This is a genomic window from Caballeronia sp. LZ034LL (assembly GCF_031451215.1).
Classification (GTDB): Bacteria; Pseudomonadota; Gammaproteobacteria; order Burkholderiales; family Burkholderiaceae; genus Caballeronia.
The window spans coordinates 2,052,837-2,065,645 of the sequence record NZ_JARUXR010000001.1 but is presented as its reverse complement, the minus strand read 5'-3'; the positions used below and the strand labels follow the sequence as shown (position 1 = coordinate 2,065,645).

General features: G+C 62.5%; 13 protein-coding genes. 12 read left to right on the top strand and 1 reads right to left on the bottom strand.

All coding sequences use genetic code 11. From position 1 onward, the window contains the following. The first annotated feature begins 39 nt into the window (after positions 1–39). Both greA and QCE83_RS09490 read left to right on the top strand, forming a co-directional pair. Positions 40–516 carry a transcription elongation factor GreA gene (greA, locus tag QCE83_RS09495; protein ID WP_309809067.1) on the top strand — a complete coding sequence of 159 codons (477 nt, stop codon included), beginning with the start codon at positions 40–42 and terminating at the stop codon, positions 514–516. Continuing rightward, positions 516–1,031 carry a DUF4149 domain-containing protein gene (locus tag QCE83_RS09490; protein ID WP_309809065.1) on the top strand — a complete coding sequence of 172 codons (516 nt, stop codon included), beginning with the start codon at positions 516–518 and terminating at the stop codon, positions 1,029–1,031. The genes greA and QCE83_RS09490 overlap by 1 nt, the downstream gene beginning before the upstream one ends. 64 nt (positions 1,032–1,095) lie before the next feature. Here the strand turns inward: QCE83_RS09490 and QCE83_RS09485 are convergent, their stop codons facing one another. After that, positions 1,096–1,632: a YhbY family RNA-binding protein gene (locus QCE83_RS09485; RefSeq protein ID WP_309809063.1), complete on the bottom strand. Its 537-nt coding sequence runs from the start codon at positions 1,630–1,632 to the stop codon at positions 1,096–1,098. Positions 1,633–1,929: 297 nt separating this feature from the next. Here QCE83_RS09485 and QCE83_RS09480 point away from each other — a divergent pair, with 297 nt between their 5' ends. From QCE83_RS09480 to phoB, 10 genes are all read left to right on the top strand, one after another. Further along, positions 1,930–2,592, top strand: a complete 663-nt coding sequence (locus QCE83_RS09480; protein ID WP_309811614.1) for an RlmE family RNA methyltransferase — start codon at positions 1,930–1,932, stop codon at positions 2,590–2,592. A gap of 186 nt (positions 2,593–2,778) precedes the next feature. After that, positions 2,779–4,665 (top strand): ATP-dependent zinc metalloprotease FtsH, encoded by a 1,887-nt coding sequence (gene ftsH / locus QCE83_RS09475; protein ID WP_309809061.1) that lies wholly within the window; start codon positions 2,779–2,781, stop codon positions 4,663–4,665. A 194-nt stretch (positions 4,666–4,859) separates the two neighbouring features. Beyond that, a complete protein-coding gene (folP, locus tag QCE83_RS09470; protein WP_309811611.1) occupies positions 4,860–5,672 on the top strand; it encodes a dihydropteroate synthase in 813 nt (270 codons plus the stop codon). 120 nt (positions 5,673–5,792) lie between these two features. Then, positions 5,793–7,154 (top strand): phosphoglucosamine mutase, encoded by a 1,362-nt coding sequence (gene glmM / locus QCE83_RS09465; protein ID WP_309809059.1) that lies wholly within the window; start codon positions 5,793–5,795, stop codon positions 7,152–7,154. Between the two features lie 220 nt (positions 7,155–7,374). After that, positions 7,375–8,406, top strand: a complete 1,032-nt coding sequence (gene pstS, locus QCE83_RS09460; RefSeq protein ID WP_309809056.1) for a phosphate ABC transporter substrate-binding protein PstS — start codon at positions 7,375–7,377, stop codon at positions 8,404–8,406. 123 nt (positions 8,407–8,529) lie between these two features. Beyond that, positions 8,530–9,513: a phosphate ABC transporter permease PstC gene (gene pstC / locus QCE83_RS09455; RefSeq protein WP_309809054.1), complete on the top strand. Its 984-nt coding sequence runs from the start codon at positions 8,530–8,532 to the stop codon at positions 9,511–9,513. Continuing rightward, positions 9,513–10,400 (top strand): phosphate ABC transporter permease PstA, encoded by an 888-nt coding sequence (gene pstA / locus QCE83_RS09450; protein WP_309809052.1) that lies wholly within the window; start codon positions 9,513–9,515, stop codon positions 10,398–10,400. The genes pstC and pstA overlap by 1 nt, the downstream gene beginning before the upstream one ends. A gap of 15 nt (positions 10,401–10,415) precedes the next feature. Then, positions 10,416–11,291 (top strand): phosphate ABC transporter ATP-binding protein PstB, encoded by an 876-nt coding sequence (gene pstB / locus QCE83_RS09445; RefSeq protein ID WP_309809049.1) that lies wholly within the window; start codon positions 10,416–10,418, stop codon positions 11,289–11,291. A 40-nt stretch (positions 11,292–11,331) separates the two neighbouring features. Further along, positions 11,332–12,036 carry a phosphate signaling complex protein PhoU gene (gene phoU, locus QCE83_RS09440; protein ID WP_309809047.1) on the top strand — a complete coding sequence of 235 codons (705 nt, stop codon included), beginning with the start codon at positions 11,332–11,334 and terminating at the stop codon, positions 12,034–12,036. Between the two features lie 42 nt (positions 12,037–12,078). Beyond that, positions 12,079–12,780, top strand: a complete 702-nt coding sequence (gene phoB / locus QCE83_RS09435; protein WP_309809046.1) for a phosphate regulon transcriptional regulator PhoB — start codon at positions 12,079–12,081, stop codon at positions 12,778–12,780. Positions 12,781–12,809 lie beyond the last annotated feature (29 nt).

Genomic DNA, 12,809 nt, shown 5'->3' with positions numbered 1-12,809 from the left:
GGTAATTTTTTTACGGCTGTTTTTGTTTGTGGGTTGTCTATGAGCACGATTCCTTTGACGAAGCGCGGCGCGGAGCTGCTGCGCGACGAATTGCAACGCCTGAAGGCTGTCGAGCGTCCGGCAGTCATCAACGCGATCGCCGAAGCGCGCGCGCAAGGCGATCTGTCGGAAAACGCGGAATACGATGCCGCGAAAGAAAAGCAAGGCTTCATCGAGGGCCGCATCGCGGAACTGGAGTCGAAGCTGGCCGCGGCCCAAGTGATTGACCCGACGCAAGTGGAAGCCGAAGGCCGCGTGGTCTTTGGCGCGACCGTCGAACTGGAAGACCTGGAGTCGGGCAACACGGTCACGTATCAGATCGTCGGCGACGACGAAGCCGATCTCGATCACGGTCTCATCTCCGTCAGTTCGCCCATTGCGCGCGCACTGATCTCGAAGTCCGAGGGCGATGTCGCGGCCGTGCAGGCGCCGAGCGGCGCGCGCGAATACGAAATCATCGCCGTGCGTTACGTCTGATGGCGCACCGGGTCTTTCGCCTCGTTTCCATGGTGTGGGTCGGCAGCTTGCTGACCCTCGGCCTCATTGCGGCGCCGGTCCTGTTCTCGATGCTGGATCGGACGGAGGCCGGCTCCGTGGCCGCGCAACTGTTTCGCATTGAAGCGATCATCGGCGTGGTGAGCGCACTGGTGCTCATCCTGATCGGCAATCGCTACGTGAAGAGCGGCATCGTCGACTACAAGCGCGTGCGCTGGATCGTCGCAATGATGCTGCTGTGCGTGCTGATCGGGTATTTCGGCCTGCAGCCGTTCATGAACTCGCTGCGCATGGCCGCTCAGGAAGCCGGCACCGACCTCGCGAACTCGCCGTATGCAAAGCAGTTCGGCGTGCTGCATGGTATCTCGAGCGCGATCTATCTGATTGAATGCCTGTTCGGCATCGCGCTCGTCTGGCGCTTGCCGGGCGCGGCGCCGGTGGCCATCGTGCCGAAGAACAAGTCGGCGAAGATGGCCGCGAAACGCGCACGCAGCTGACCTTAATCACGCCCGCTGGTTTCGCGCGGCGCGTGCGCTTCACGAGAAGCGCACGCGCCGTTCATCATTTCGACGATTGATGCTGACGCTTGGTGCTCGGCTGACGCTTCTTCGCGCGCTTGACGTTGCCGCCCGCCGTGACACGCTCGTTGCCCAGTACCTTCAAGGTCTGCTTCTTCGGCTTCTTGAAGGCCGGTGCGTCGCGCGAGATCTTTACGGCCTTGACGATGCGCGGCGCGCGGCCCTTGGTTTCACGCTCGGCGGCTTCGCCCGCGCTCGGCGGCATGGTGCTGCGGGTGCGGGTAGTACGGCTTTTCGGCGCGGCGCCTTCCGGCCGCCAGACCACCAGCAACTTGCCGATATGCTGGATCGGCGCGGCGTTGAGGCGGTCGCAGATTTCGTCGTAGACCGCAATGCGCGCTTCGCGCTCGTCGCCGAACACGCGCACCTTGATGAGCTGATGCGCCTCGAGGTGGACGTTGATTTCCTTGAGCACGGCATCGGTCAGACCCTCCGCGCCGACGAGCACGACGGGCTTGAGCGCATGGGCCTGGGAGCGCAGGTCGGAGCGCTCGGCGGGGGAGAGTTTCAGGGCTGGCATGAGAAAATAGGGACTCGACTAAAATGTAGGCGGCCGGGTAACACGCAGCGGCAACGTAGCAGCATGTGCGCTGTTGCGACGATTCGACGCGATCCGTGACCAGACGCGCATGACGCGCGCCGTCGCCCACCATAAAACAAAACAGGCCGGAAGCGGGGTTTTGGAACGCACGAGCGCCCAAGGACCGGTCCGGCCAGCAAGCCGCGTATTATCCGCTAAAAGCATCACGCGATGCAGCAAAATACGCACCGGCGTGCAGCGCGCTTTCGTCGCTGGCGCCTCCTCACTTTCGTTTCAATGGCAAAAAACCGTTTCAATCAGTCGTGGTTGCACGACCACATCAACGATCCCTACGTGAAGATGGCGCAGCGGGAAGGTTATCGCGCGCGCGCCGCCTACAAGCTCAAGGAGATCGACGAGCAGGACAAGCTCATCAAGCCGGGCATGGTGATCGTCGACCTGGGTTCGACGCCCGGCAGCTGGAGCCAGTACGCACGCAACAAGCTGGCGCAGGGCTCGAAGCGCGACGCCGAGCGCCAGGGCGGCATCGACGGCACGATCATCGCGCTCGACATCCTGCCGATGGAGCCCATCTCCGACGTCACGTTCCTTCAAGGCGACTTCCGCGAGGACGAGGTGCTCGCGCAACTCGATGAAATGGTCGGCGAGCGTCAGGTGGATCTTGTTATTTCAGACATGGCCCCCAACCTCTCTGGTGTTGCGAGTGCGGATGCGGCTCGCATCGAACATCTCTGCGATCTGGCGCTTGAGTTCTCTCAGAACCATCTGAAACCGGAAGGTGCGCTGCTGGTCAAATGTTTTCATGGCAGCGGCTATAGTCAGATTGTCGAGAAGTTCAAACACCAGTTCAAAGTGGTGGCGCCGCGCAAACCGAAGGCGTCTCGCGACAAATCGTCGGAGACGTTCATACTCGGGCGCCGGCTCAAGCATCCGGGCTGATCGGGCTCCTTAAACAAATTCGGCGAATAAGAGCGATATATTCGCCGATTATGCCGAAAACACCGCCCCTGCCGCTATTTATGCGGTAGTTAAACCTTATGGCAGGGGTTAGCGGTCTGGATTAGAATGCTTCGGTGGCGTCGCAAGGTTTATGTAGGCGCCCGTCTATGAGTGAGGAGTGGTGCTTTGAACAACAATATGTTCTCTAAGGCGGCAGTGTGGCTCGTGATCGCACTGGTGCTGTTCACGGTGTTCAAGCAGTTCGACAAGCCACGCGTGCAGGAAGGGGTGTCCTATTCGCAGTTCATGGACGACGCGAAAAACGGCAAAGTCAAGAACGTCACCGTTCAGGGCCGCAATCTCACGGTTACTCCGGCAGATGGCCAGAAATACCAGATCGTGTCGCCGGGCGACATCTGGATGGTCGGCGATCTCATGAAATACGGCGTTCAGGTCAGCGGCAAGGCTGATGACGAACCCAACGCCCTCGTTTCCGCACTGTATTACCTCGGGCCGACGATCCTGATCATCGGTTTCTGGTTCTATATGATGCGGCAGATGCAGGGGGGCGGCAAAGGCGGGGCGTTTTCGTTCGGCAAGTCGCGAGCGCGGCTGATCGACGAGAACAACAACGCAATCAATTTCACCGACGTCGCCGGCTGCGACGAAGCCAAGGAAGAAGTATCCGAACTGGTGGACTTCCTGCGCGATCCGCAGAAGTTCCAGAAGCTGGGCGGGCGTATTCCGCGCGGCGTGCTGCTGGTCGGCCCTCCGGGTACCGGCAAGACGCTGCTGGCACGTGCCATCGCCGGCGAGGCGAAGGTGCCGTTCTTCAGCATTTCGGGTTCTGACTTCGTGGAAATGTTTGTCGGCGTGGGCGCGGCCCGGGTCCGCGACATGTTCGAGCAGGCCAAGAAGCATGCGCCTTGCATCGTGTTCATCGACGAAATCGACGCGGTCGGCCGTCATCGCGGCGCCGGCATGGGCGGCGGCAACGACGAGCGCGAGCAGACGTTGAACCAGATGCTCGTCGAGATGGACGGATTCGAGGCGAATTCAGGTGTCATCGTGATCGCCGCCACCAACCGTTCCGACGTGCTCGACAAGGCGCTGCTGCGTCCGGGCCGTTTCGACCGCCAAGTGTATGTCGGTTTGCCGGACATCCGCGGCCGCGAGCACATCATGAAGGTGCATCTGCGCAAGGTGCCGATCGCCAACGACGTCGACGCTTCGGTCATCGCGCGCGGCACGCCGGGCTTCTCGGGTGCGGATCTCGCGAATCTCGTCAACGAAGCCGCGCTGTTTGCGGCACGTCGCGGCAAGCGCATCGTCGAGATGCAGGATTTCGAAGACGCGAAGGACAAGATCTTCATGGGTCCGGAGCGCAAGTCGGCTGTGATGCGCGAGGAAGAGCGCCGCAACACGGCGTATCACGAGTCGGGCCACGCGGTGGTGGCGAAGCTGCTGCCGCACGCCGACCCGGTTCACAAGGTCACGATCATGCCGCGCGGCTGGGCATTGGGCGTCACCTGGCAGTTGCCGGAACATGACCGCGTGAACCTGTACCGCGACAAGATGCTGGAAGAAATCGCCATTCTGTTCGGTGGCCGTGCAGCCGAGGAAGTGTTCCTGAATTCGATGTCCACGGGCGCCTCCAACGACTTCGAGCGCGCAACCAAGATGGCGCGCGACATGGTGACGCGCTACGGCATGTCGGATGTGCTCGGCACGATGGTCTACGTCGATACCGAAGAAAACGGCATGTTCGGCAAGATGGGCGCGAAGTCGGTGTCCGAGGCGACGCAGCAGAAGGTCGACGCGGAAATCCGCCGCATCCTCGACGAGCAATATGCGCTCGCCCGCAGGCTGCTCGAGGACAACCGCGAACGGGTCGAGGCGATGACGAAGGCGCTGCTCGAATGGGAAACCATCGACGCCGACCAGATCACCGACATCATGTCCGATCGTCCGCCGCGTCCGCCGAAGAACATGCCGCCGCCGTCGGGCGACACGCCTCCGGGCGGCAGCAGCGGCACCGAGGTCAAGCCGGGCAACGCGCCGGCCACGGCCTGAGTTTCACGCTTCCGTTGATGGGCCGGTGTGCTTCGCACGCCGGCCCATTTTCAATTTCCGGGCACGGAATGCAGTACTTTCCTCAGCCTGTATTGTCCTGGCCACTCAGCTTGAGCAATTTGCACGCATCTTCACTATTGGCCGAGCCGCTGCAATGCGGCCGCTTCGTGCTGCGCTTCGAGCGCCCGCTCGTCATGGGCATCCTCAACATCACGCCCGATTCCTTCTCGGACGGCGGCCGCTTCCTGTCGCGTGAAGACGCGCTGGCTCGCGCCGAAAAAATGCTCGCCGATGGCGCCGACATGATCGACATCGGCGGCGAATCGACCCGGCCCGGCGCGCCGCCGGTGCCGCTCGACGAGGAACTGGAGCGCGTGGTGCCGATCGTCGAGGCCTTGCGCGCCGTCAACGTGCCGCTTTCCGTCGATACCTACAAGCCCGCCGTGATGCGCGCCGTCCTCGATGCCGGCGCAGACATGATCAACGACATCTGGGGCTTGCGTCAGGAAGGCGCGCTCGATGCCGTGAAGGACAGCGATTGCGGCCTGTGCGTGATGCATATGCTCGGTGAACCGCGCACGATGCAGGTCCACGAGCCGTTCTATGAGGACGTCGTCGCCGACGTGCGCAGCTTCTTCGAAGCGCGCTTGGCCGCGCTTGGCAGCGCAGGCATCGCGGCTTCGCGTATCGCGTTCGATCCCGGCTACGGTTTCGGCAAGACGGTGGCGCATAATTACGCGCTGCTCGGTCATCTGCGTCAGACGCTGCCTGTCGGCACGAATGTGCCGCTGCTCGCCGGCATGTCGCGCAAGTCGATGCTGGGTGCCGTCACCGGCCGCGGCGCCGGCGAACGTCTCGCGGCGAGTATCGCGGCAGCCGTTTGCGCGGCGGAGCAGGGCGCGGCGATTATCCGGGTACACGACGTCGCCGAAACCGTCGATGCGCTCAAGATCTGGCAGGCGACCCAACAAGCCACTCAGGAAGCCGCGTCCGGCAAGCACGATTGACAGCGGACTCAGCTCAGCAAGGATCACGGTGCAGGCGCACGGCACCAGTTTAGAACGAACGTCAACACATCCGCGGGCCTATAACAGGCGCCATATGTCCGCGAGGAGGGTCAAGCAACAATGGCACGTCAATATTTCGGCACGGACGGTGTGCGGGGGCGCGTAGGCGTCGCTCCGATCACGCCCGATTTCGTTCTCAAGCTCGGCTACGCAGCCGGCAAGGTGCTGGCCGGCGCGGATCGCGCCCATCAGAAAAAGGGCAATCGCCCGACGGTGCTGATCGGCAAGGACACACGCGTGTCCGGCTACATGCTCGAAGCGGCGCTCGAATCGGGCTTCTCGGCCGCGGGCGTCGACGTGATGCTGGCCGGCCCGATGCCGACGCCCGGCGTCGCCTACCTGACGCGCGCGCTGCGCCTGTCGGCGGGCGTGGTGATTAGCGCATCGCACAATCCGTACAACGACAACGGCATCAAGTTCTTCTCGGCGGACGGCAACAAGCTGCCCGACGAAGTCGAACTGGAGATCGAGCAGCAGCTCGAGCAGCCGATGGAATGCGCGCCCTCCGAGCGTCTCGGCAAGGCGCGGCGTCTGGACGATGCCGGCGGCCGTTACATCGAGTTCTGCAAGAGCACGTTCCCCGCGAATTTCGACCTGCGCGGGCTCAAGCTCGTCGTCGATTGCGCCCATGGCGCCGCCTATGATGTCGCGCCGCACGTCTTCCATGAACTCGGCGCGGAAGTCGTGTCGATCGGCGTGGCGCCGAACGGCTTCAACATCAACGATGGCGTCGGCGCCACCGCGCCCGACGCGCTCGTGCGCGCGGTGCTGGAGCACAAGGCCGATCTCGGCATTGCGCTCGACGGCGACGCCGACCGCGTGCAGATCGTCGATTCGACCGGCCGGCTCTATAACGGCGACGAGCTGCTCTACGTGCTCGTCAAGGACCGCATCGCGACCGACGGCCAGGTGCAGGGCGCGGTCGGCACGCTGATGACCAACATGGCAGTGGAAGTCGCGCTGAAGGATGCCGGCGTGCAGTTCGTGCGCGCCGCGGTGGGCGACCGCTACGTCCTCGAAAAGCTGCGCGAGAACGGCTGGCAACTGGGCGCCGAAGGCTCGGGCCATATCCTGTCGCTGGATCGCCATTCGACCGGCGACGGCATCGTCTCGGCGCTGCTGGTGCTGGCGGCCATCCAGCGCAGCGGCAAGTCGCTGGCCGAACTGCTCGACGGCGTCAGTCTGTTTCCGCAAAAACTGATCAACGTCCGCATGAGCGCCGGCGCCGACTGGAAGAGCAGCGAGGAAATTCGTCGCGCGGTCGAACAAGCCGAGCGTTCCCTCGAATCGCACGGACGGGTCTTGATTCGTGCCTCCGGAACCGAACCGGTCCTGCGCGTGATGGTGGAAGCGGCCGCCCAGCAGGACGCCGTTCAGCACGCGGAAACGATTGCTCAGGTGGTGAAGGAAGCGACTTCGTGAGCGTTTACTGAAATTTGTCACATTTTGCTAAAAGCGGGCGCATGCCCGCTTTTTTATTTGGGTTCAATCATTTGACAAATCGTCCCAGATCCGACTTTCAACACGTAAGCGGAATGACACGTGGCCTTCACGATTAGTCATATTACTGTCACGAACTCCTCCTATATTTCGCGGTGTCGTCTCTACGCACACGACACACGCTCACTACTGGAGATCAAGAATGAAATTGATGCACACCGCGCTGGCTGGCCTGATTGGTGCACTCTTCGCAATTTCTGCCCAAGCAGCCGACCTCACCGGCGCGGGTTCCACCTTCGCAGCCCCGATCTATACCAAGTGGGCGGATGCCTACCAGAAGTCCGGTGGCGGCAAGGTGAACTACCAGGGCATCGGCTCGTCGGGCGGGATCAAGCAGATCATCGCCAAGACGGTGGATTTCGCCGGTTCGGACGCTCCGCTGAAGGACGACGAGCTGGCCAAGGACGGCCTGTTCCAGTTCCCGACGGTGGTGGGCGGTGTCGTGCCCGTGATCAACGTGCCGGGCGTCAAGGCCGGTGAAGTCACGCTGTCGGGCCAGGTGCTCGGCGACATCTACCTCGGCAAGATCAAAAAGTGGAACGATCCGGCGATCGTTGCGCTGAACCCGAAGGCGAAGCTGCCGGATACCGACATCGCCGTGGTTCGCCGCGCCGATGGTTCGGGCACCAGCTTCATCTGGACGAACTATCTGTCGAAGGTCAACGCTGACTGGAAGTCGAAGGTCGGCGAAGGCTCGACGGTGAACTGGCCGACGGGTACGGGCGGCAAGGGCAATGACGGCGTCGCGGCCTTCGTGCAGCGTCTGCCGGGCGCGATCGGCTATGTGGAATGGGCCTACGCGAAGCAAAACAAGATGACCTACGTCGGCATGAAGAATTCGGCGGGCACGGTTGTCGAGCCGAAGACGGACACGTTCAAGGCCGCTGCTGCGGGCGCGGACTGGTCGAAGTCGTTCTACCAGATCCTGACGGACGAGCCGGGCAAGAACGCATGGCCGATCGTCGGCGCAACGTTCGTGCTGCTGCACGCCACGCAGGACAAGCCGGCGCAAGGCACGGAAACGCTGAAGTTCTTCGACTGGGCGTTCAAGAACGGCGGTCAGGCTGCCAACGAACTCGACTACATCTCGCTGCCGGATTCGGTCGTTGCCGAAATCAAGACGCAATGGAAGGCGAAGGTCAAGGACGCTTCGGGCAAGTCCGTCGCAGAGTAAGGCACCAGCCGTATGAAACTGTCCTAAGCTGTTGAGGCGGCGGACAGTCAGCAGCAAAGCAAGCCGCGCGGCAGGCCGAAAGGCCTGTCGCGCGGTCTGACACGTAGCGAAACCAAGGCTCCCATGTCGGACATCAACTTATCGTCGGCTGTGCCGGCAGCGCACACCCAGCGCGCGCCCAGCCCGCTCGGCGACATCATTTTCGGCGGCGTGACGCGGCTTGCAGCCGTCATCACGCTGCTTCTCCTGGGCGGCATCATCGTTTCGCTGCTCATCGCGTCGATGCCGACCATTCAAAAGTTCGGCCTGTCGTTCCTCTGGCGTGCCGAGTGGGATCCACCCAGCGATTCCTTCGGCGCGCTCGTGCCCATCTACGGCACCATCGCGACCTCGCTGATCGCGCTCATCATCGCCGTGCCGGTGAGCTTCGGCATCGCGCTGTTCCTGACCGAACTGTCGCCCGCGTGGCTGCGCCGCCCGCTCGGCGTCGCCATCGAACTGCTGGCCGCAATCCCGTCGATCGTCTACGGCATGTGGGGCCTGCTCGTGTTCGCGCCGATCTTCGCCGAATACTTCGAAAAGCCGCTCGGCAAGCTGCTCGGCGGCGTGCCCGTGATCGGCATGTTCTTCCAGGGCGCGCCGATCGGCATCGGCATCCTGTGCGCCGGCGTGATCCTCGCGATCATGATCATTCCGTATATCGCCTCGGTGATGCGCGACGTCTTCGAAGTCACGCCCGTGCTGCTGAAGGAATCGGCGTACGGCATCGGCTGCACGACCTGGGAAGTGATGTGGAAGATCGTGCTGCCCTATACGCGTGCCGGTGTGATCGGCGGCGTGATGCTCGGCCTCGGCCGTGCGCTCGGCGAAACCATGGCGGTCACCTTCGTGATCGGCAACACCAACCTGCTCGACAACGTCTCGCTGTTCTCGCCCGGCAACAGCATCACCTCGGCGCTCGCCAACGAGTTCGCTGAAGCGAGCCCGGGCCTGCACACGTCGGCGCTGATGGAACTCGGTCTGATTCTGTTCGTGATCACCTTCTTCGTACTCGCGCTCTCCAAGCTGATGCTGCTGCGCATGGAACGCGGGGAGGGCCGTAAATAATGAGCCGTCCCGCTACTTTCAACCAGGATCCGGCGCGCCTCCAGGCGACCCGCCAGAAGCTGCAGAGCCGCCGTCGCGGCACCAATGCGGTGGCGCTGACGCTGTCGCTCGCGGCCATGGCCTTCGGCCTGATCTGGCTTGTATGGATTCTCTATACGACGCTCAAGCTCGGCATCGGCGGCCTGTCGATCGATCTCTTCACGCAGTCCACGCCGCCGCCGAACACCGATGGCGGCGGTCTCGCCAACGCGATCGTCGGCAGCATCCTGCTGGTCGTGATCGCGACCTTCGTCGGCACGCCGCTCGGCATTCTCGCGGGCGTGTATCTCGCCGAGTACGGCCAGAAAGGCTGGCTCGCGAGCGTGACGCGCTTCATCAACGACATTCTGCTGTCGGCGCCGTCGATCGTCGTCGGTCTGTTCGTGTATGCGATCGTCGTGGCGAAGATGGGCCGCTTCTCGGGCTGGGCCGGCGTGATCGCGCTGGCGCTGCTGCAGATTCCGATCGTGATCCGCACGACCGAGAACATGCTGAAGCTCGTGCCGAATGCGCTGCGTGAAGCGGCCTTCGCGCTCGGCACGCCGAAGTGGAAGATGGTGATGTCGATCACGCTGAAGGCGTCGGTGGGCGGCATCGTCACCGGCGTGCTGCTGGCGGTCGCGCGCATCACCGGCGAAACCGCGCCCTTGTTGTTCACGGCGCTGTCAAACCAGTTTTTCTCGATGGACTTGAATCAGCCGATCGCCAACCTGCCGGTCACGATCTACAAGTTCGCGATGAGTCCGTTCCCGCAGTGGCAATCGCTCGCGTGGGCCGGTGTGTTCCTGATTACGCTCGGCGTGCTGGGTCTGAATATCCTGGCGCGTGCGATCTTCTCGAAGAAATAAGGGCGGAGTGATTCCATGAATATGGTCGAAAGTGGTGTCAACCACCTGAATTCGAAGACTGAAGACAAGCCGGTCGAGCGCGGTCCGGTGCCGGGCAGCGTGCGTCCGACGCACGGCGCGCCGTCGCTGGATTCGATGAAGCCGAAGATCGAGGTGAACAACCTCAACTTCTTCTACAACAAGTATCACGCGCTGAAGAACATCAACCTGCGCATTCCCGAGAAGAAGGTCACGGCCTTCATCGGGCCGTCGGGTTGCGGCAAGTCCACGCTCCTGCGCACCTTCAACAAGATGTACGCGCTCTATCCGGAACAGCGGGCCGAAGGCGAGATCCTGATGGACGGCGTCAACCTGCTCGACACCACCAAGGACATCTCGCTGCTGCGCGCGCGTGTCGGCATGGTGTTCCAGAAGCCGACGCCGTTCCCGATGTCGATCTACGACAACATTGCGTTCGGCGTGAAGATGTTCGAGCAGCTGTCGCGTTCGGAAATGGACGATCGCGTCGAATGGGCGCTGACCAAGGCCGCGCTCTGGACCGAAGTGAAGGACAAGCTGCAGCAGAGCGGCTATGGCCTGTCGGGTGGTCAGCAGCAGCGCCTGTGCATTGCGCGCGGCATCGCGATCCGTCCGGAAGTGCTGTTGCTCGACGAACCGTGCTCGGCGCTCGACCCGATTTCGACGGGCCGCATCGAAGAGCTGATTGCCGAATTGAAGAGCGATTACACGGTGGTCATCGTGACGCACAACATGCAGCAGGCGGCGCGTTGTTCGGACTACACTGCCTATATGTATCTGGGTGAACTGATCGAATTCGGCGATACCGAAAAGATCTTCATCAAGCCGGCCCGCAAGGAAACGGAAGACTACATCACGGGCCGCTTTGGCTGATCGTCAGCCCAGGCAAAACACACAGGCTTAAGGAGCACACATGTCCGACAAACATCTTTCAAGCCAGTTCGACGCCGACCTTAATGCGGTGTCGTCGAAGGTGCTGGAAATGGGCGGTCTGGTCGAGTCGCAGATCATCGCGGCGATGCAGGCGCTGAACGAATTCGACATCGGCATCGCCGACCAGGTGATCGCGGCGGAAGCGCGTCTGAACACGATGGAAGTCGAGATCGACGAGGAGTGCAGCAACATCATCGCGCGCCGCCAGCCGGCCGCGCGTGACCTGCGTCTGTTGATGGCCATCTCGAAGACCATCACGAATCTCGAGCGCGCCGGCGACGAAGCCGAGAAGATCGCCAAGCGCGTGAAGCGCATCAACGAAGACGGCGCGGGCCGCACGGTGAACATCGCCGAGATCCGTCTGTCGGGCGAGATGGCGGTGTCCATCCTGCGCCGTGCGCTGGATGCGTTCGCGCGTCTGGACACGGTGGCGGCTGCGCAGATCGTGCGGGACGACAAGGCCATCGACGACGAATTCCGCGCCTTCGTGCGCAAGCTCGTGACGTACATGATGGAAGATCCGCGCACCATTTCAGCGGGGCTGGATTACCTGTTCATCGCTAAGGCGGTGGAGCGCATCGGCGATCACGCGAAGAACATCGCCGAGTTCATCATCTACATCGTCAAGGGCACGGACGTGCGGCACAAGTCGCGCGACCAGCTCGAACGCGAGGCGTTGAGTTAATTCGCCGCGTAACAACCCAAGCAAAAAGGTCCAGAGGTGCCGATGCCCAGCAGTATCCTCGTCGTCGAAGACGAACCCTCGATCTCCGAGCTGATCTCGGTGAATCTCCAGCATGCGGGGCATTGCCCCATCCGCGCTTATAACGCGGAGCAGGCGCAAAACCTGATCAGTGACGTGCTGCCCGATCTCGTGCTGCTCGACTGGATGCTGCCCGGCAAGTCGGGCATTGCATTCGCGCGCGAGCTGCGCAACAACGAGCGCACCAAGCACATTCCGATCATCATGCTGACGGCGCGTGGCGACGAGCAAGACAAGGTGCTCGGACTGGAGATCGGCGCGGACGACTACGTCACGAAGCCGTTCTCGCCGAAGGAACTGATGGCGCGCATCAAGGCGGTGCTGCGCCGGCGCGCGCCGCAGTTGACCGAAGACGTGGTGGCGATCAACGGCTTGCGGCTTGATCCGGCGACGCATCGTGTCGCGGCGAGTCATTCGGGCAACGACATCAAGCTCGATCTCGGTCCGACCGAGTTCCGCCTGCTGCACTTCTTCATGACGCATCCGGAGCGAGTCCACAGCCGCACGCAGTTGCTCGACCAGGTGTGGGGCGATCACGTGTTCGTGGAAGAGCGTACGGTCGATGTGCATATCAAGCGTTTGCGCGCCGCGCTCAAGCCGGCCGGCTGCGATGCTATGATCGAAACGGTCCGCGGCAGCGGCTACCGGCTCGCGAAGAGCGCCTGAAGCAGGGCGTGACACGGCGGGGCGGCTGC

What these genes read in the sequence shown, in the direction of transcription:
- pstB (WP_309809049.1), top strand. Translation starts at nt 10,416, where the DNA reads ATGAATATGGTCGAAAGTGGTGTCAACCACCTGAATTCGAAGACTGAA.
- glmM (WP_309809059.1), top strand. Translation starts at nt 5,793, where the DNA reads ATGGCACGTCAATATTTCGGCACGGACGGTGTGCGGGGGCGCGTAGGC.
- phoU (WP_309809047.1), top strand. Translation starts at nt 11,332, where the DNA reads ATGTCCGACAAACATCTTTCAAGCCAGTTCGACGCCGACCTTAATGCG.
- pstC (WP_309809054.1), top strand. Translation starts at nt 8,530, where the DNA reads ATGTCGGACATCAACTTATCGTCGGCTGTGCCGGCAGCGCACACCCAG.
- QCE83_RS09480 (WP_309811614.1), top strand. Translation starts at nt 1,930, where the DNA reads ATGGCAAAAAACCGTTTCAATCAGTCGTGGTTGCACGACCACATCAAC.
- phoB (WP_309809046.1), top strand. Translation starts at nt 12,079, where the DNA reads ATGCCCAGCAGTATCCTCGTCGTCGAAGACGAACCCTCGATCTCCGAG.
- QCE83_RS09490 (WP_309809065.1), top strand. Translation starts at nt 516, where the DNA reads ATGGCGCACCGGGTCTTTCGCCTCGTTTCCATGGTGTGGGTCGGCAGC.
- QCE83_RS09485 (WP_309809063.1), bottom strand. Translation starts at nt 1,632, where the DNA reads ATGCCAGCCCTGAAACTCTCCCCCGCCGAGCGCTCCGACCTGCGCTCC.
- folP (WP_309811611.1), top strand. Translation starts at nt 4,860, where the DNA reads ATGGGCATCCTCAACATCACGCCCGATTCCTTCTCGGACGGCGGCCGC.
- pstS (WP_309809056.1), top strand. Translation starts at nt 7,375, where the DNA reads ATGAAATTGATGCACACCGCGCTGGCTGGCCTGATTGGTGCACTCTTC.
- greA (WP_309809067.1), top strand. Translation starts at nt 40, where the DNA reads ATGAGCACGATTCCTTTGACGAAGCGCGGCGCGGAGCTGCTGCGCGAC.
- pstA (WP_309809052.1), top strand. Translation starts at nt 9,513, where the DNA reads ATGAGCCGTCCCGCTACTTTCAACCAGGATCCGGCGCGCCTCCAGGCG.